Origin of the sequence: Brevibacillus sp. (genome assembly GCF_003521185.1) — a bacterium.
Lineage (GTDB): Bacteria > Bacillota > Bacilli > Brevibacillales > Brevibacillaceae > Brevibacillus > Brevibacillus parabrevis.
On record NZ_DOTK01000013.1, the window covers coordinates 20,033 to 37,277 of the forward strand.

Here is a 17,245-nt window from a genome sequence, read left to right on the forward strand (position 1 = left end):
CTTAGGAATTAGGAATTTTCTGGTGGAAGGTCGGATAACTCATTCCGCAATCAGAATCAAGCAACCAAAACAGCCGTTTCGCCATTCACGCGCGCCGAAACGGCCATTTTTTTGCCTGTTGCTGAAAAAATTTGTTATAATGCCGAAATTAAGTCGGAAAATGAATGTGATTCTATCGTAAGGATGATCTGCGGATGAAAATTTTAGTAGTCGAAGATGATAAAACGATCGCGTCCGGTCTGGAATATTCGCTGCAACAAGATCGTTTTTCCACCGTGCTTTGCCATGATGTCGCCTCAGCGAAAAAGGTGCTCGCCGAAGACATCGATCAATTTGCTTTATGCTTGTTTGATTTATCGCTTCCGGACGGAAATGGCTATGAACTGTGCAAAATGGTGAAAGACCGCCGAGACATCCCGGTTATCTTTTTGACGGTGATCGACGATGAAGTCAATGTCGTGATGGGGCTTGACATGGGGGCCGACGATTATATTACCAAACCTTTTCGGATTCGCGAGCTTCTCTCCCGAATCAAGTCTGTCTTGCGCAGATACCAGAAGCTGTCTCAAACGAAAACGATCATAGACATCGACCATGTCCGCATCAATACGTTGGAGGGCAAAGTGCATAAAAACGGCACTGAAATTCCGTTGACCGCCTTGGAGTATCGCCTGTTGCTGATTTTTGGAAACCATATTGGACAAGTGCTCACAAGAAATCAGTTGTTGGAGCAAATCTGGGACGTGGCTGGCGACTTCGTGAACGATAATACGTTAACCGTTTATATCAAAAGGCTGCGGGAAAAGCTGGAGGATGATCCGCAACATCCGACATTGATCAAAACGGTCCGCGGTTTCGGCTATAAGGTTGGTGAGTAGATGCTGCGAAATCGGGAAATTCAAATGTTATTGTTCGTCATGGGCTTGATCAGTGTAACGGCGCTCGTTGCCGCTGCTTTTATTTCGCCTGTCGCCGCAGCGCTCGTGTTCATTTTATCGATTTTGCTCATGGGCAGCAGTTTGTTATTTACCAGATGGAGATATCGCGAGCTTGACAAGCTGTCCGTCTATTTGCGGGAAATTAGCAACGGCAATGACTCCCTTGACGTTCGCGATAATCAAGAAGGCGAGCTGAGCATTTTAAAAAACAATATATACAAAGTGACGCTCATGCTCTCGGAGCACCGCTCGCTTTTGCAACGGGATAAAAGGCAACTGACGGATGCGATTTCCGATATTTCGCATCAGCTCAAAACGCCGCTCACCTCCATGACCGTCATGGCGGATTTAGTAAGCGACCCCGACCTCCCTCCGGCCAAAAGAACGGAGTTCACCCACAATATTCGCATCCAGCTGGAACGCATCGATTGGCTTGTTTCTTCCTTATTAAAGCTGTCGAAAATCGACGCGAAGACCGTCCCATTCAAAAAAGATCGAATCCCGGTGAACAGACTGATCGAAAAGGCGCTGGAGCCGGTGATGATTCCGCTGGACATCAAGCGACAAACGGTTTCCATCGCAGGCGATGCCGACGTCTCTTTTGTCGGCGATTTCAATTGGACAGCCGAAGCAATCATCAACATTTTGAAAAATGCTGTGGAGCACACGCATGAAGGCGGAGCAATCGCGATCACCTTTTTTGAAAACGCGTTGTTTACCGAAATAATCATTGCCGACAACGGAAAAGGCATTCCGAAAGAAGATTTGCCGTATATTTTTAAACGTTTTTACAAAGGCAAGAACGCCAGTGAAGGGAGCATCGGCATCGGGCTTGCGATGGCGCACAGCATCGTTGCCAGCCAGAACGGCGTGATCGATGTGACGAGCAGCAGCGAGAAGGGGACCGAGTTTCGGATTAAATTTTATAAGCAAGTGATTTAGCGGCAGTCCGTAAGTGACTAAATTGTCACCTTCATCGTCACTTGAAAGTCATTTTAGCCCATTAAAATGATAGCCATCAGCACAGCTATGGAGGTTTGACAATGGAAATTTTAAAGATTGAGCATTTGTCCAAAACATACGGCAAAGGCGAGTCGGCGGTGAAGGCGCTTGACGATGTTTCTTTTTCGGTCCAAAAAGGCGAATTTGTCGCGATTATCGGACCGTCCGGCTCGGGAAAATCAACGCTCCTGCATATGCTGGGCGGCGTAGATCGTCCGACTGGCGGCAACGTTTTTGTGGAAGAGACGGACATGTATGCCTTGAACGAAACGCAGCTCGCCATCTTTCGGCGCAGACAAATCGGTCTGATCTACCAGTTTTTCAATCTGATTCCCGTCCTGACGGTGGAAGAGAACATGACGCTGCCGCTCTTGCTGGATCAACAAAAGGTAGATAAAAAGCAGCTGGATAGTCTTGTGAATACGTTGAATTTGCAGCATCGCTTAAACCACTTGCCCAATCAATTATCCGGCGGGCAGCAGCAGCGGGTTTCGATCGGCCGCGCGCTGATCAGCAATCCTGCGATCATGCTGGCAGACGAACCGACCGGGAATCTGGACAGCAAAAACAGCAGCGAGATCGTCGACTTGTTAAAAATGTTGAATAAAACTTATCATCAGACGCTGATCGTCATCACGCACGACGAACGCATCGCCTTGCAAGCCGACAGGATCATTTCGATTGAAGACGGAAGGATTGCCAAAGACGAGGTGATCCGGCGATGAACATTGTCCATACGCTAACCATCCGGCATTTGCAGCAAAACAAGAGACGAACGCTCGTAACGATCATCGGCGTCATCATTTCCGTCGCGATGGTGACCGCTGTTGCTACGCTCGTTTTTTCCTTTGCGGATTTAATGATCAGGCAAGCCATCGCAGATAATGGGGAGTGGCACGTCCAATATCAAGATGTAAACAAAGAACAGCTTGCGGCGATCCGCGACGATGAGGCAACCAAAACCGTTGCGATCACACGAGATCTCGGCTATTCCCGATTGGCAGGGAGCCAAAATGCAAACAAGCCGTATTTGTTCATCAAGCAATATGATGCGCAAGGCTTCGCGCAATTTCCGGTTGAATTGAGCAAGGGGCGTCTTCCGCAAACGGACAAGGAAGTCGTTATTTCCGAAGCCGTTGCCACGAACGCCAAAGTGAAGTACGAAATCGGCGATCGTCTCACCCTTCACGTCGGCGAACGCTTCGAGAACGGGGGCGATCATCCCCTGGATCAAACCGAACCGCTGCGCAGGGCAGAAAACCAGTTGACCGAAACGTTGCAGCATCTAAAGACAAGAGAGTACACGGTGGTAGGCTTCATCAAGCGTCCACAATGGGAAACGGCGTGGGCACCGGGGTATACGGTCATTAGCTATGTCGATGAAACCATCATGGGGGCAAACGATCGGGTTAATGCAGCGGTAGCTTTGCAGAAAGTCAATCCGACCTTGTTCGCTCATGCGGAAAATTTGGCTGAGAGCAACCAGATCGAAACCGTTCACTATAATAACGACTTGCTTCATTATTACGGCTTGTCCAAAAGCGAAGCGTCGTACAGCATGATGTTTTCATTAACGGCGATTCTGATGGCGGTCATTATGATCGGCTCGGTGTCGCTCATCTACAATGCTTTTGCCATATCCGTCTCGGAACGTTCCCGCCATTTAGGGATGCTTGCGAGCGTGGGGGCTACGAAAAGGCAGAAGAGAAATTCAGTGCTTTTTGAAGGTGTCGTCATCGGCTTGATCAGCATTCCCGTTGGCATCCTGTGCGGTCTTGCCGGGATTGGGATTACGATTTGGTTCATAAACTCCATGATTCAAGGGGCATTATGGACGGCGGAAAAGCTGACGCTCGTCGTCACACCGTTATCGATCCTGATTACCTGTGTTGTTTCGATGTTGACGATTTTCATTTCGACGTATCTCCCGGCAGTCAAAGCATCCAAGATTTCCGCCATGGACGCGATTCGCCAAACTACCGATGTAAAGCTTACGGCCAAAGCGGTGAAAACGTCAAAGCTCGTTCGCAAGCTGTTTGGCATCGAAGCGGAGATCGGCTTGAAAAACTTGAAAAGGAACAAACGGAGATACCATGCCATCGTTTTTTCGCTCGTCGTCAGCATCGTTTTGTTTTTATCGGTATCGTTTTTTACCGCCAGTCTGAAGCAATCCATCGAACTGTCGCAGGAAGGCGTCAATTACGATATGGAAGTATCGTACGGCGATGGAAAAAGAATCGACGACAGGCTGGTTCAATCCATTGCCTCCCTTGATAACGTAACGGAGTACAACGTGATTCACGCGTTGTACCGAAACGCTTGGGTCGACGAAGCGCTCATCGCCGATGAATTGCGAGAGAAGGTTAAGCAGGATAGGAGTTTGCTCCGGAACGGAAAATATGCTTACGATATAATAATTCACGCCTTAGACGATTCGAGTCTGCAAGCTTATGCCAAAGCGGTCGGCGCAGATTACGAACAGCTTACGAATCCGGATCAGCCTGCCGCGATTGTGCTGGATACGATTCATTACAAAGAGATGGCTACGGGAAAATATGTCCAAGCGAAAGCGATCTATACACAAGTCGGTGAAAGTATCGAGTTTGCGAAAAGCGATAAAGAAACGGGAGAAAAAACGAAGGGAAACAAAGTGACCGTTGCTGCGTTGACGGATCAAGCTCCTATGGGGATGAACACGCCAGAAATAGGCTGGTTAAACATCGTCGTTTCGGAACGCGTCATGAATCGACTCGCTGATGCCGAGGAGCTGGCTCACGTTCAGACCTTTCTCCATTTGAAAAGTACGGAACCGTTGAAAACGCAGCAAGAAATCGAAGAGCTGCATGAGACCAATCTGCACGTCTACAATTTGTATCAATCCAGAAAAAGCAAAGAACAACGGATTTTGTTGATGTCCGTCTTTTCCTATGGCTTTATCGTATTAATTTCAGCGATTTCCATTGCGAACATTTTTAACACGATCTCGACGGGTGTAGCCCTTCGCAAGCGAGAATTTGCGATGCTGAAATCTGTTGGAATGACGCCAAAAGGCTTTGCGAAGATGCTGAACTACGAAAGTATTTTTTACGGGGTCAAGGCGCTGCTGTTTGGGCTTCCCGTCAGCTTCGTCGTGATGTATCTGATCTATCGAGCATTGGCGAACAAATTCAGCTATGGATTCGCCCTGCCCTGGATGAGTATTTTGTCTGTCATTGTCGCCGTATTTGTCATCGTCGGCTCCGCCATGCTGTATGCCGGCGCGAAAGTAAAAGGAGAAAACATTATCGATGCGTTGAAGCAAGAGCATGCATGATAGGCAATCGTCTTTGGAGGAGCAAACCATGACTACCCAGCAGCGCAAGATCATTCTTGCCATAACGATACTTTATACCATGGTGATTCTGTATTTTATCTTTCTCGCTTTCGGCAGGTTAGATACGATCGGGCAAATGACCGACTACACCTTTCTTTTTGTACCGGACAGTTTTTTCAAGCTGCCAAGTATAGCAGATTTGCTTCATCCTACACTGATGGATTTTGTGGATTTTGGCAACATTGCCGCTTTCATCCCTTTTGGCGTGTTGATTCCGTTGCTATACCGGACCAGCTTTGTTCGATTCATCGCATGGTTTTTGCTGTCCATTCTTGTGCTGGAAACCATTCAGGCGCTCACTTTGCTCGGCAGCTTCGATGTGAACGACGTCATTCAAAACTCATCAGGGGCAGCAATCGGATTCGGGGCGTACAAACTGGGCATGCGGACCAAAAACGTCTGGAGAAATATAGCTGCGACAGGCATTTCCATTGTCGTCCTGATGATCGGGGTGTGGGGATTTTGCGCGATTGTTGACAAAGTGTTCACCAAAGAAGCAGGACCTTTTGTGGCGTTACATGAACTGACAGATAGCACCGGAAATCCAGCAACGGGAAGCAAACCATACAGCTTTAAAATCGGCGGTCAACAGGTAGAACCCACATACAATGTGTACAGCGCCGAAGGCAAAAACAGGGAAACGTACACGTATACGTTGGGCAACAAGGAGCTTTTTCTCTCCTTGTATTATGGGATTCCCGACCAAAAGGATTTTATTGGAAGCATAAGGGTTGCCGTCGATGGACATGAGTTTCTGTTCGCGGCTGCAGAAGACCAACTCCATGAGCCGGGAGTGTTTGAAATTTTCCTCGAACAAGCAAATGAGCTGACGATCACCATTGAGGGAAATGAACAATTATGGGATGTGGGATTTAGAGAGATGAAATATTTCTGGAATTGAGCCAGGCATTACGCAACGGGGAAACTATTTCCTTGGCCAATTCCTCACGACAGCGGCAGTCCAGGACTTCGTTTCAGGTCTTGGCTTGCCGCTGTTTCTTTTATGGAAACCAGCAACAGACAAATTTGTATAAACGCCACTGTCGAGAAAGTGCATTGAGAGAATGGGGGGAATGGGATACAATGCTTGTGAATTAGTGATAATGAGAATCATTTATATTGTAGGAGTGGTTGATGTGAAGCGGTTGAGTTCCAGAAAAACGGGTCTGCTGGCGTTCGCATTGTCAACGGCGATTGCGCTGACAGGCTGCGCGGCAAAAGAAGGGGCGAGCGGACAGGCAGTGCAAAGCGACTCGTTGCCGCAGCTTGACGCTGATCATCTGATTATTTTGCCGTCGAATGGAACGTGGGCAGAAGCGGGCAACGAGCAGGCATTGCAGGAGCTGTTGAAAAATCCGGTCTGGCAGACGGTCCCTGCGGTGAAAAAAGGCAACGTCTATCCGGTGGAGCGTTCTTACTGGCAGACGGGCGCGATTATGGCGAACCACAAAAAAATGGACGAGCTGCTGAAGCTGTTTGCCAGCTAAAACAATAGCGCGATTGACGCAGAAGAAAGTTTTTCAACATAGGTTGAAGAGCTTTCTTTTTTTCGCTACAATCGGAGTTGATGATAATGAATTTCATTTTCAAAAAGTGAAAAAGCTCATGGTAGATACCTAGCAATCAGTTTACTGGCTCGCTTTTTCGATGCACAGGTAGAAGCCGAACAGCGCCGATGAGCCAGGGGAGCCGTACAAGCACTTTCCTTGCTGGGGAGCGGTGCAAGGTGTTCCGTTTTCGCTCTGTCTGGAATGGCTGGATGAAATGATGCGCTGTCGTTTCGCGCAGAAGGAGACAGCGGCGTTTGCCTGTCAGGTTCGGTTTCAGCAATTGCTTTTGTTACTGTTCCAAAACAAGCGGCTGTCTGCCGATTCCGCAAGCGTGCCCGACAAGCGCGGAGCCGTGGAGCGCTCGATCCAGCACATGCTTCATTATTGCCAGGAGATGTTGACCGTAGAAGAGTTGGCGCGTATCGTCCAGGTGGATCGTTGGCGGTTTACACGATTGTTTAAACAGGCGACAGGGCAGCTGCCGCTCGATTTTTTGAACGACGTGCGGATTGAGCGCACGAAAAAAATGCTGGCGCAAACCGACGACCGTTTGCAAGATATCGCTGCGCATTTCCGCCGACCATATTTTTCTGTACGCAAATGCAGAAAAAGGGTTCAGCGGCTCTGTATTGTATCGTGATTTGGGGCTGCATCCGTATCGGCAATACCCTGGTTTTACCGAGACGGAGCATGCACCGATGGTCAGCCTGACCAGGGAGCAACTAGCGCATCTGCAAGCTGACCATCTGTTTGTGACCTTTGACAAGTGGCATACGCAAGCGCCCGGAGCGGAGCGTGACATACTCGCTGATCCTGTGTGGAGCGCACTTCCAGCCGTTCGCAACCAGCACGTTTACGAGGTCGACTTTTTGACGTGGATGAACAACGGAATGATTGCCAACACCAAGAAGCTGGAGCAGGTCGTCCAGGCATTGGGCTGAGCGATCATTCCCGTTTGTGCAAAAGAAAAGCCACATAGCCAGGACAGACCGCCCGGATGGGAGCGGTCTTCCTTTTTCTAGGAAAGCGGTCCAAGATTTGCAGGTTGCTCGCTCATTCATGCATGGGCTACAGTAGGATAGCGAGGTTGTGGCTTGGTTCTTGCAAGCCCGACTGATACACAGACAGCATGAATGGAAGCGAGGGAGAAGAGGAGCATGAACAAACTTCGGCTTTGGCGAGTAGGTGTGATGACGGCTTTATTGTTTTCCGGATGGACGCATGCTTTGTCCGTTCCTGCCTTTGCCTTGGATACGGCTGAGCTTTCCTTGACTGAGCAGCGCGAAGCCTTTTTGGACAAAATGGACATCAAAGACAAAGACGTCCTCGGCTTTTACCATACGACGATGAAAGACAGCACAGATGCACGCAAGCACAACATCAAAAAGGCGATGAAAAAAATCAACAACGAGAAGATCGCGCCACAAGCTGTCTTTTCTTATAATAAAGAAGTCGGAAACTCCAATCTGGAGGAAGACGGCTGGAAGCAGGCTGGCGTCATCTTGAACGGACAGCTTACAGACGATTTCGGCGGCGGGATTTGCCAAGTCTCCAGCACCTTGTACAACGCGACAGCGGAGGCGGGAATGACGATCGTCGAGCGCCACAATCACAGCAAGTCTGTGGGCTACGTGCCAGCGGGCCAGGATGCGACCGTTGCCTTCGGTGTGCTTGATTTTCAATTTCAAAATCCGTACGATTTTCCCGTTAAAGTGAAAGCCAAAACATACAAAGACAGCGATGTAGTGATCGCCATCGTGCGTGCCTAATCGCGAATAGCCAGGCAAATCCGGGGAGGACATCAAATTGGGATGTACCTCTCTGTTTTTTTGTCTTCAGGAAAAGTAAAATAATGGATAGAGCCACACACAATTTGGTTTTGAGGCAGGCATTCGTGACCATACTGTGTGAAAAGGAGGTGCCGCAATGTACGTACAGGTGACAGGCGAGAAAAAGAACCAGCGCGTGCTCGTGATGGGGGAGCCTCTCAGCTCTTGCCAGCAAGATGAATACTATCTTTTGCCGGGAAGGTTTGTCGGAGCACTGAAGCCGGAAGACTTGCCTGTAGGAATTGCATTCAAGCTTCAAGGCGCCCTTCCTTCTGGATACGGATTTTATCGCGAAGACTCTGTTGTCTTTCGCCGGAAAAACGATGCTTGCGCTCTCTGGATCGAGGTGACTTCCACTTATGTCATCTCGGAGTGGGATGGATTGTTTTCGCTCGACGCAACCGTTCTGGCGCGCAAAGCGGTCATTGAGCAGCACCAGCAGCTGGAGTTCGTCCTGTATGAAAAGAACGAACAAATGGTCAGACTCCGCTACGGGTTCATGTGGGCTTCTGATGAAGCAACGGATTTGGAGAGCGCGCTGGAAGCGATTTGCGATACCGTATTTGAAGTGGAGGCCAGAGGAAACGCAAGGCTGTGGCCGGGCTATGACAACTGCTTTGACGAGTATTGAGCGGCTTTTGCCGTCCTCTCTGCCATGATATAGTAAATGGGAGCGACAAGCTTTCATAAGGAGAGGACAAAAATGGAACAAATCCGCAATATATACTGTGTGGGCCGCAACTACCGACTGCACGCGGCTGAGCTGGGGAATGACGTACCGAAAAAGCCGATGATATTTGCCAAGCCGACACACGCTTTGGCCATGACGAACGGACAGGAAATCGCGCTGCCTGGCACGCGCGGCGAGCTTCATTATGAAGCGGAGATTGTCGTGCATATCGCAAGACCGTATGAGCCAGGCTGTGCGCTTGAGCAGGTGATTGACAAAGTCGCCTTGGGCATTGATTTTACGTTGCGCGATGTGCAAAGCGAGCTGAAAAGCGCCGGCCATCCGTGGCTGCTTGCCAAAGGGTTTAAAAATTCCGCAATCTTGACGCCGTTTCAGCCGTTCTCGGGGCTGTCTGCCTTGCAGCAAGCCGACTTTTCGCTGCATAAAAACGGCGAGCAAGTTCAGCGAGGCAATATTAGCGACGTCATCTTTGATCTGGAAACGATTTTGGCTTATGTAGAAGAACATTTCGGTCTGGGAGCTGGCGACATCATTTACACGGGAACACCAGCGGGTGTCGGGCCAGTGGCAGACGGCGATGTGCTGACACTCAAATGGGGCGACGAAGAGCGGGGCCAGTTTACCGCCAGATTGAAAGGATAACGAGCCTTACTCCGCCAAGAGAAAACCCATCTTCTGACATGATCAGGCAGAAGATGGGTTTTTTTCGTGCATCGCGCCATTGAAATCGTTTCTCAATGGCTTCTGGTGCTATGGAACTAAAAGGCAAGAACAGCCTACTTTGCCGCTTGTTTTCTGAGTAGTCCGATGCTACTAATTCCTGAATTGGTAAATTTTACGGTCTTATCCTCCTGTTTCCTCCTGCGGTAATCTGTCCATGTACCCAAGACGGGTGCCACAACATAACAAGGAGGAAAAGAAAGTGACGAAACGAGATTGGGTAATGAAGTCAACAATAGCAGTCCTACTGAGTACGTCCCTGTTAATGGGTGGTCAAGTTGGACAGGCGGCCGCTAAGACGCAAGATTCAAAACAATCTGATGTAGTCAATATTGCCACATCGCTGATTGGGAAAGATTATGAATATAAAGCAAAAGGTCCAAAACAATTCGGTTCCGCAGAGCTGGCTACGTATACGTACAAACAAGTCGGCATCACAATCGGCAGCACGATCTCAAGCTTGTCCAAGGCAGGCAAAAAAGTCTCCCAAGACAGCGTTGAGCCGGGAGACCTGGTATTCTTCTCATCGACAGGAAGCGGAAGCGCATCTTTTATGGGAATATACATAGGCAATGATCAATTCGTCTATTCCTCCCAAGGCGAGGATGCCGTTGTCGTGAAAAGCTATTCCGAGTACAGCGACAAATTCGTAGGGGCTCGCCGCATTTTGGAAGAGACAAGCTCTTCGGATAATTCCGGAGACGATACACAACAAGCTCCAAGCGATCTTGCCAACAAAGTAATCAAGATCGGTGAAAAGTATATGGGAACGAAATACAAGTACGGTTCTTCCAGCAGCAGCACCAAAACGTTTGACTGCTCTTCCTTCACGCAGCGCGTCTTCAAGGAAGCGGGAATCACGTTGCCGCGCGACTCCCGCCAGCAATCCACAGTAGGTACGACTGTGTCCAAGAAGAACCTGCAAAAAGGTGACCTGCTCTTCATGAAGGCTTCCGCCAACAGCTCCTCCGACCGGATCACGCACGTGGCGATCTATGCTGGAAACGGCAAAATCTTGCACACGTACGGCAGTCCTGGTGTGACATACTCCAAGTACGATGGGACGAACTGGGAAAAGCGTGTTGTCAAAGTCAAGCGCGTTCTGTAACCTTCATACAGTGTCATCAGTTCGAGTCGGCTCTCGTGCATCTGCATGGGAGCCTTTGTTATGTATGACGTAGGAAGTGCCATAATCGTTTCGCCCGTATGGCGTGCCAATTTTTGTATCATGACGCTGTTTTTCTTTTGTTTGAATAGAGTGTAAAGAGGAAAAATTAAAAAAACGTCGAAGTGTCTTTTTACATACGTAAACAAAGTGGGGGTGTGTCATTTGAAATTGAACATGCCAGTCAAATACAACTTCGCGGCGCAAGTCGATGAGTGGGCGAAAAAGAACCCGGAAAGACGCGCTGTCTGGGAGTTGGACGAGCAAGGAAACGAACACATTTTGACCTATGAGGAGTTGCGCCGCTATTCCAATCGCATCGCCAATGCACTTGGCTCCATCGGGATTGGCGAAAAGGATCGGGTGCTGGTGCTCGTCTCTCGCGGCACACTTGCCTACGGACTGTACCTCGCCTTGCTGAAGCTGGGCGCCGTCATCATGCCCGGATCGGAAATGCTGCGCTACAAAGACATCGAATATCGGGTGAACCACGCCAGAGCGAAAGCAGTCATCAGCTTTGACGGGGTGATGGACGAGGTGGAGCCGACTCGCGGCAACTGCCCAAGCTTGACGCATTACATCACAACAGGAGCAGGCAAAGACGGCTGGGTATCGCTTGCCGGACTGATGGAAGGGCAGAGTGAAGAATGTACCGCAGCAGATACGGACGCTGACGAGCTTGCGTTTTTGTCCTACACGTCCGGGACGACAGGCGGGCCAAAAGGCGTCATGCACGTCCACGGCTGGCCGTTCGCCCATCTGGCGGTAGCAGCCAAGCAGTGGCTCGATGTGCGCGAAGGCGACCTGGTCTGGGCGACAGCAGGACCTGGGTGGGCGAAGTGGATCTGGAGTCCGTTCGTATCCACGTTGGGGATGGGAGCGACGGCGTTCGTCTACAAAGGGCGGTTCGTTGCCGAAAACTATTTGACTATTTTGCAAAATTACCCCGTTTCCGTGCTGTGTGCCACGCCAACCGAATACAGGCTGATGGCAAAAGTATCCGATCTGTCGCAGTACAAGCTGCAAGCGCTGCGCTCGGCATGTTCGGCAGGCGAGCCGTTGAATCGGGAAGTGATTGACACGTTCCGCCGCGAATTTGCGTTGACGGTGCGCGACGGCTATGGACAGACGGAAAGCACGCTTTTGGTCGGCACCTTTGTCGGCATGGAGCCGAAGCCTGGCTCGATGGGCAAGCCTTCGCCAGTCGTGCGGATCGCGATTATTGACGAGGAAGGGCACGAGCTGCCCGTCGGCAAAGTCGGCGATATTGCCATTGACCGCAATCTGGTGGCGCTGTTCAAAGGGTACCTGGACGATCCCGAGCGCACGGCGAGAGCTTTCCGTGGCGACTGGTACGTTACGGGCGATCAGGGGCAGATGGATGAGGACGGCTACATCTGGTTCGAAGGCCGCTCGGATGACATCATCATCTCTGGCGGCTATACGATCGGGCCATTCGAAGTGGAAGATGCGCTGGTCAAGCATCCGGCAGTGGCCGAGTGCGCGGCGGTTGCCAGTCCCGATCCGGAGCGCGGACATGTGGTGAAGGCGTTTGTGATTCTGAAAAAAGGCCAGACGCCGTCTGACGGGCTGGTTGCCGAGCTTCAGGATCATGTCAAAACATTGACCGCGCCGTACAAATATCCGCGCAAGATCGAATTTGTCCAGGAGCTGCCGAAAACGACATCGGGCAAGATCAGACGGATCGAGCTGCGCCAGCAGGAGGCCGGAACGCACCGCTATTGATCGGGGCAAGCCTTACGAAATTGTAAGCTTGCTGTAAGTGGATTCGATGGGAGAAAACATCCCCCTTCCTTACAATGAAGGTGTACTGCAAGGCAAGGGGGAATGTAGCATGAACCAGCTTTCCGTCCCGGTAGGGGGAAACGCGAATCCATATGCAGCAGCAACCGTAAACCAGCCAGCGCGAAAGCGGGCATGGTCGTGGAAAAAAAGAGCGGGCATTTTGCTCGTTTTCATGTTGATTGTCACGATTTTGACTCCGGTTGTCTTGACCTGGGCCGGCAACTGGTGGATCGATGACCAAAAGCTGGCGGCCGTGCAGCACCCGGCTCACGGTGCCTACGTCAAGCTCGACGAGATGCCCGATTATGTCTGGAAGTCGTTCGTGGCGATTGAAGATCATCGGTACATGCAGCATCCGGGAGTCGATCCGTACGGGCTTGCCCGGGCGATCTGGATCGATGTTCGCGAAGGCGCCTACGTGCAGGGGGGCAGCACGATCACGATGCAGCTCGCCCGCAATCTGTTTTTGACCCATGACAAAACGATGGGCAGAAAAGTCAAGGAAATGGCGATTGCCTTGCAACTGGAACAGCGCTACAGCAAAAAAGAGTTGCTGGAAATGTACCTGAACGTGATTTACTTCGGACACGGGCACTACGGCATCGGCGAAGCTGCCGAGTTTTACTTCAACAAATCTGCGGCAACAGCAGGGGGAAAAGTTCCGCTGACGATCGGGGAAACAGCGATCCTCGCGTCTTTGCCAAAGGCGCCGGAAGCGTATTCGCCTGTGAAGCATTGGGAAAAGGCCAAGTCCCGTCAGGCGGTTGTCCTGAACAGAATGGCGGAGCTGAACGTCATCGATCAAGAGACGCTCAAAGCGGCCAAGCTGGAAAGCGTAGTGGTTACGGGAGCGAAGAACAGCAAGGGCAAGTCTTCGCTGTAACTCCATCCTTACACGATTAATGAAGCGAGGCTCGGTCTTCTGTCTGAAAGGCAGGGGGCCGGGCTTTTTTTTGCGGGGGGCACTCGTCAGTTACAGAGGAGGCGGCAGGGTTGCTGTTCACTCATCTGTCGAAGGGCAGGCAGTAGGGTTGTAGCTGTTTGCTCATCAGTCACAGGGCAAGCAGTAGGGGTTGTAGCTGTTCACTCATCTGTCGCAGAGCGTGCGGCATGGATGAGCTGTGCTCTCACCCATATCCCGAACGCTGCATAAAGTAAGGGGAGGAACTACAGGAAGGAGCCACGAGTGTCATGAGTGCGTATCCGTATCAGCCCCAGTCCCAGCCGGGATCAAACACCCCGTCGATGACGTCGTTGATTGACCCGTTCGTGTATCAAACGTTGCTAGGCGTTGTGCAGCGTGATGTTACCATCCAAACGACGCAAGGAAACCTCCGAGGAAACGTAGTCAACGTCCTGCCCGACCACGTCGTTTTGCGAGTCGGCGGCTCTACGTTTTTCGTGCGCATACAGCAAATCGTCTGGGTCATGCCGAGTTAGTGACATGATACAACCTTTCCCCCTCATAAAACAGTAAAGACAGGAGGATGACGGGGGAGGGAATCGCGTTGTTTACACGGATTAACCGATTGGCTATCGAGCTTCCGGAGCCGGAATACGGAGACGCCAACGCCGCTGCGGCCGTCCAGGAGCTATTGGGCGGCCGTTTTGGCGAGATGTCGACTTTGAACAACTATTTGTATCAATCGTTCAATTTTCGCGGGAAAAGAAAGCTGAAGCCGTTTTACGACCTCGTCGCGAGCATCACGGCAGAAGAGGTAGGACACGTCGAACTGGTATCCAATGCGATAAACTTGTGCATGAAAGGCATTACGCGGCCTGGCGATCCCGACACTACACCGCTCGCAAACGGCTTGAACAAGCGCAACACATACCATTTCATTGCCTCGGCACAGACCGCGCTGCCCGGTGATTCGATGGGCAAATCGTGGACGGGCGACTACGTGTTCACCAGCGGCAATCTCGTGCTCGATCTGTTGCACAACTTTTTTCTCGAATGCGGGGCGCGCACCCACAAAATGCGCGTGTACCAGATGACCGATCACCCGACGGCACGAGCGATGATTGGCTATTTGCTCGTCAGAGGCGGCGTGCATGTAGTGGCCTACGCCAAGGCGCTGGAAATTGCTACGGGAGTCGATTTGACGAAAATGCTTCCTGTCCCGGACTTGGACAACGAGCAGTTTGACGCGACTCATCCGTATATTGCCATGGGGCTAAACCGCAAGCTGTTTACGTTCAGCTACCAGGACTATCAGGATATCGCGATGATCTGGCGCGGACCTTTGCCGGACGGATCAACCGCGGAGGTCATTCAAGGCGTCCCGGATGGCGGGCCTGTTCCCGATCTGGATGAATTGCCGGAGGAGTTTGCGCCAGGGGTGTCGCGGGAAGACTTTTTGGAAATTGCCAAACGGTTGCAGCGATCAGCCGGGCTGTAGGGGAAAAAGAGGATGAACGCAAAGGCAAAACAAAGACCAATCAGCTTGAGTTCGCCAGGGCGAGGGCTGATTGGTCGATTGCTTTTTTAGGGGAGTCAGGTCAGGTTGTGCGATTGACCGCTTTCTCCAGCGCATCTTCGAGGACGTGGGCGTATTGCATCGTCGTCTCGATTTTCGAGTGTCCCAACTGCGCTTGCAGCTGGTGAGGGTCGGGATTCAGCCGCAAAAACTGGGTGGCAAAGCTGTGCCGCAGCTTGTGGACGGACAGATCAGGGATCCCGAATGCTTTCGCGTATTTTTTGACCAGCTTTTGTACCGAGCGCACTTCGATTCGGTGGCCGTGCGGCTTCGTTGGCGATACCGCGAGGAAAACAGCGTCCTCCTGGGAGCCAGGATGATACTTGTCGCGCAGAGCCAGGTAACGACCGAGATACTCCTTGCCCCAGTCGCTGAAAAAAGGAGCGTCTTCCCTCTTGCCTTTTCTGATCATTTTCAACTGATTTTTTTCCATGACGATGTCGGACAAGTCCAGGCTGACGATCTCCGAGACGCGAAACCCGCCAGAGAGAATCAGCGCGATCATTGCCGTATCCCGGTCGCGATTTTGCAGGTGGTACTGCCGCTTTTTTTCCGTGTCACAGTGGGCGAGGTAGCCGTTGTAAACAAAATCGACGAACTGATAAATTTCATCGTCGATCAAAATTTTGGCCCGGATGGCGTGGGCGCGGGCGAGCGGTGTCATCTCTGTTGCGTCCAGCTCGATTTTGGCCAGGACATTGCGCTTCAAATACGCCTCGCCATGCTCGTCTTCCGCCAGCGCAGCCAAATAATGAAACAACGACTTCAGGCTGGAAATTTTTCGGCTGATCGTCCGGTCGCTGTACTCTTTTTTCGCGCTGCGCGTCGGGTTGGTCAGCAGGGCGGCGCGTTCGTACAAATGCGATTCTTGCAAGTACAAGACGTAGCTTTCGATCGTCTCCTTTTTCAGCTCGTTCAGGTCAGAGAGGGGCATGTCCTTGAGCTCTGTCGCCTGCGTCAAACCTTCTGTCATCATCCAGCGAAAGAAAAAGGCGATGTCGCGCAAATACCCGAGCAAGGTGGAAGGGGAGCTTTTTTTCGTCTTTTTATGGTCGATAAATTTTTCTACATACCAGGGAAAAGACCCGATTGTCTGGAGCAGTTGCAAGGCATCTCGCTGCTTGGTTACGGACATGTGATCCACCGCCCTCCAAAGATTGGAATAGTTGTATACGAACATATATTCTAGCAAAAAGGAAACGTTCTGGGAATTGCAAATTGCGCTATTTACAGTCATGATGAGAAAAAGTAAAGTAGAAAAGTAAATAAAACGTAATCGTTACGATTATTTCGCGGGAGGAATGTTCATTGGCAACGTGGGATTTGTCTCAAACGCGTCACCATGTGTTGCTCTGCAATGGCGGGAGCTGTATGCGCAACGGGGGCGAGGAAGTGACGGTAGCGCTCCGGGAAGCGATCACCGAGGCTGGTCTGGACGACTATGTACATACGAGCCGCACGCGCTGCAACGGGCGCTGTGAGGATGCCTGTGTCGTAGTCGTCTATCCGGAAGGCATCTGGTATCAGAACGTGACCCCGGAAGACGCCAAGCAGATGGTCGATCAGCATTTTCGCCTGGGTCAACCGATCGAAGCTTTGATGACGCATCGCTTTGCAGGGGATGGATTTGCCCGCACGTCCGATGCCAAACCGGGGATGTTGAAATCGGCCAAAGCGAAAAAGTAAGCAAG

At 51.0% G+C, this 17,245-nt stretch carries 18 protein-coding genes; 17 read left to right on the plus strand and 1 reads right to left on the minus strand.

What is annotated here, in order from left to right:
- Window positions 1-194 precede the first annotated feature (194 nt).
- The 16 genes from DEP07_RS03255 to DEP07_RS03330 all read left to right on the plus strand — a co-directional run bounded on the left by DEP07_RS03255 (window position 195) and on the right by DEP07_RS03330 (window position 15,476).
- The gene (locus DEP07_RS03255) at window positions 195-878 is read left to right on the plus strand and encodes a response regulator transcription factor (protein WP_217021801.1); all 684 of its coding nucleotides are present in this window, start codon (window positions 195-197) and stop codon (window positions 876-878) included.
- The gene (locus tag DEP07_RS03260; RefSeq protein WP_122963446.1) at window positions 879-1,880 is read left to right on the plus strand and encodes a sensor histidine kinase; all 1,002 of its coding nucleotides are present in this window, start codon (window positions 879-881) and stop codon (window positions 1,878-1,880) included.
- Between the two features lie 101 nt (window positions 1,881-1,981).
- Entirely contained in the window at window positions 1,982-2,665 is a 684-nt protein-coding gene (locus DEP07_RS03265) for an ABC transporter ATP-binding protein (RefSeq protein WP_122963445.1), read from the plus strand.
- The gene (locus tag DEP07_RS03270) at window positions 2,662-5,253 is read left to right on the plus strand and encodes an ABC transporter permease (RefSeq protein ID WP_287102098.1); all 2,592 of its coding nucleotides are present in this window, start codon (window positions 2,662-2,664) and stop codon (window positions 5,251-5,253) included. The genes DEP07_RS03265 and DEP07_RS03270 overlap by 4 nt, the downstream gene beginning before the upstream one ends.
- A gap of 28 nt (window positions 5,254-5,281) precedes the next feature.
- On the plus strand, window positions 5,282-6,214 hold the full coding sequence (locus DEP07_RS03275; protein WP_287102099.1) for a VanZ family protein: 933 nt from the start codon (window positions 5,282-5,284) through the stop codon (window positions 6,212-6,214).
- A gap of 235 nt (window positions 6,215-6,449) precedes the next feature.
- On the plus strand, window positions 6,450-6,800 hold the full coding sequence (locus DEP07_RS03280; protein WP_287102100.1) for a hypothetical protein: 351 nt from the start codon (window positions 6,450-6,452) through the stop codon (window positions 6,798-6,800).
- Between the two features lie 232 nt (window positions 6,801-7,032).
- Window positions 7,033-7,503, plus strand: coding sequence for a helix-turn-helix domain-containing protein (locus DEP07_RS03285; protein ID WP_287102101.1), 471 nt, complete (start codon window positions 7,033-7,035; stop codon window positions 7,501-7,503).
- Window positions 7,493-7,804: an ABC transporter substrate-binding protein gene (locus tag DEP07_RS03290; RefSeq protein ID WP_141254141.1), complete on the plus strand. Its 312-nt coding sequence runs from the start codon at window positions 7,493-7,495 to the stop codon at window positions 7,802-7,804. Before DEP07_RS03285 ends, DEP07_RS03290 begins: the two co-directional genes overlap by 11 nt.
- A gap of 216 nt (window positions 7,805-8,020) precedes the next feature.
- Window positions 8,021-8,632: a VanW family protein gene (locus tag DEP07_RS03295; protein ID WP_122963439.1), complete on the plus strand. Its 612-nt coding sequence runs from the start codon at window positions 8,021-8,023 to the stop codon at window positions 8,630-8,632.
- A gap of 157 nt (window positions 8,633-8,789) precedes the next feature.
- Complete coding sequence (locus DEP07_RS03300; protein WP_122963438.1) at window positions 8,790-9,323, plus strand: hypothetical protein; 534 nt, start codon at window positions 8,790-8,792, stop codon at window positions 9,321-9,323.
- 72 nt (window positions 9,324-9,395) lie between these two features.
- Window positions 9,396-10,025 (plus strand): fumarylacetoacetate hydrolase family protein, encoded by a 630-nt coding sequence (locus tag DEP07_RS03305; protein WP_122963437.1) that lies wholly within the window; start codon window positions 9,396-9,398, stop codon window positions 10,023-10,025.
- A 280-nt stretch (window positions 10,026-10,305) separates the two neighbouring features.
- Window positions 10,306-11,211, plus strand: a complete 906-nt coding sequence (locus DEP07_RS03310; protein ID WP_122963436.1) for a C40 family peptidase — start codon at window positions 10,306-10,308, stop codon at window positions 11,209-11,211.
- 222 nt (window positions 11,212-11,433) lie between these two features.
- The gene (locus DEP07_RS03315) at window positions 11,434-13,014 is read left to right on the plus strand and encodes an acyl-CoA synthetase (RefSeq protein WP_122963435.1); all 1,581 of its coding nucleotides are present in this window, start codon (window positions 11,434-11,436) and stop codon (window positions 13,012-13,014) included.
- Between the two features lie 109 nt (window positions 13,015-13,123).
- Complete coding sequence (locus tag DEP07_RS03320; protein WP_287102102.1) at window positions 13,124-13,957, plus strand: transglycosylase domain-containing protein; 834 nt, start codon at window positions 13,124-13,126, stop codon at window positions 13,955-13,957.
- Window positions 13,958-14,265: 308 nt separating this feature from the next.
- Window positions 14,266-14,514, plus strand: a complete 249-nt coding sequence (locus tag DEP07_RS03325; protein ID WP_122963433.1) for a YuzF family protein — start codon at window positions 14,266-14,268, stop codon at window positions 14,512-14,514.
- A 68-nt stretch (window positions 14,515-14,582) separates the two neighbouring features.
- Window positions 14,583-15,476 carry a manganese catalase family protein gene (locus DEP07_RS03330; RefSeq protein ID WP_063227078.1) on the plus strand — a complete coding sequence of 298 codons (894 nt, stop codon included), beginning with the start codon at window positions 14,583-14,585 and terminating at the stop codon, window positions 15,474-15,476.
- A 100-nt stretch (window positions 15,477-15,576) separates the two neighbouring features.
- Here DEP07_RS03330 and xerS read toward each other — a convergent pair whose 3' ends face one another.
- The gene (gene xerS / locus DEP07_RS03335; protein ID WP_287102104.1) at window positions 15,577-16,689 is read right to left on the minus strand and encodes a tyrosine recombinase XerS; all 1,113 of its coding nucleotides are present in this window, start codon (window positions 16,687-16,689) and stop codon (window positions 15,577-15,579) included.
- 173 nt (window positions 16,690-16,862) lie between these two features.
- Between xerS and DEP07_RS03340 the strand changes: the two genes are divergently transcribed.
- On the plus strand, window positions 16,863-17,240 hold the full coding sequence (locus DEP07_RS03340) for a (2Fe-2S) ferredoxin domain-containing protein (protein ID WP_122963431.1): 378 nt from the start codon (window positions 16,863-16,865) through the stop codon (window positions 17,238-17,240).
- The last annotated feature ends 5 nt before the right edge of the window (window positions 17,241-17,245 follow it).

Bases quoted from the DNA above. Each gene is read 5' to 3' on its own strand.
- DEP07_RS03255 (WP_217021801.1), top strand. From the start codon at position 195: ATGAAAATTTTAGTAGTCGAAGATGATAAAACGATCGCGTCCGGTCTG.
- DEP07_RS03260 (WP_122963446.1), top strand. From the start codon at position 879: ATGCTGCGAAATCGGGAAATTCAAATGTTATTGTTCGTCATGGGCTTG.
- DEP07_RS03265 (WP_122963445.1), top strand. From the start codon at position 1,982: ATGGAAATTTTAAAGATTGAGCATTTGTCCAAAACATACGGCAAAGGC.
- DEP07_RS03270 (WP_287102098.1), top strand. From the start codon at position 2,662: ATGAACATTGTCCATACGCTAACCATCCGGCATTTGCAGCAAAACAAG.
- DEP07_RS03275 (WP_287102099.1), top strand. From the start codon at position 5,282: ATGACTACCCAGCAGCGCAAGATCATTCTTGCCATAACGATACTTTAT.
- DEP07_RS03295 (WP_122963439.1), top strand. From the start codon at position 8,021: ATGAACAAACTTCGGCTTTGGCGAGTAGGTGTGATGACGGCTTTATTG.
- DEP07_RS03300 (WP_122963438.1), top strand. From the start codon at position 8,790: ATGTACGTACAGGTGACAGGCGAGAAAAAGAACCAGCGCGTGCTCGTG.
- DEP07_RS03305 (WP_122963437.1), top strand. From the start codon at position 9,396: ATGGAACAAATCCGCAATATATACTGTGTGGGCCGCAACTACCGACTG.
- DEP07_RS03320 (WP_287102102.1), top strand. From the start codon at position 13,124: ATGAACCAGCTTTCCGTCCCGGTAGGGGGAAACGCGAATCCATATGCA.
- DEP07_RS03325 (WP_122963433.1), top strand. From the start codon at position 14,266: ATGAGTGCGTATCCGTATCAGCCCCAGTCCCAGCCGGGATCAAACACC.
- xerS (WP_287102104.1), bottom strand. From the start codon at position 16,689: ATGTCCGTAACCAAGCAGCGAGATGCCTTGCAACTGCTCCAGACAATC.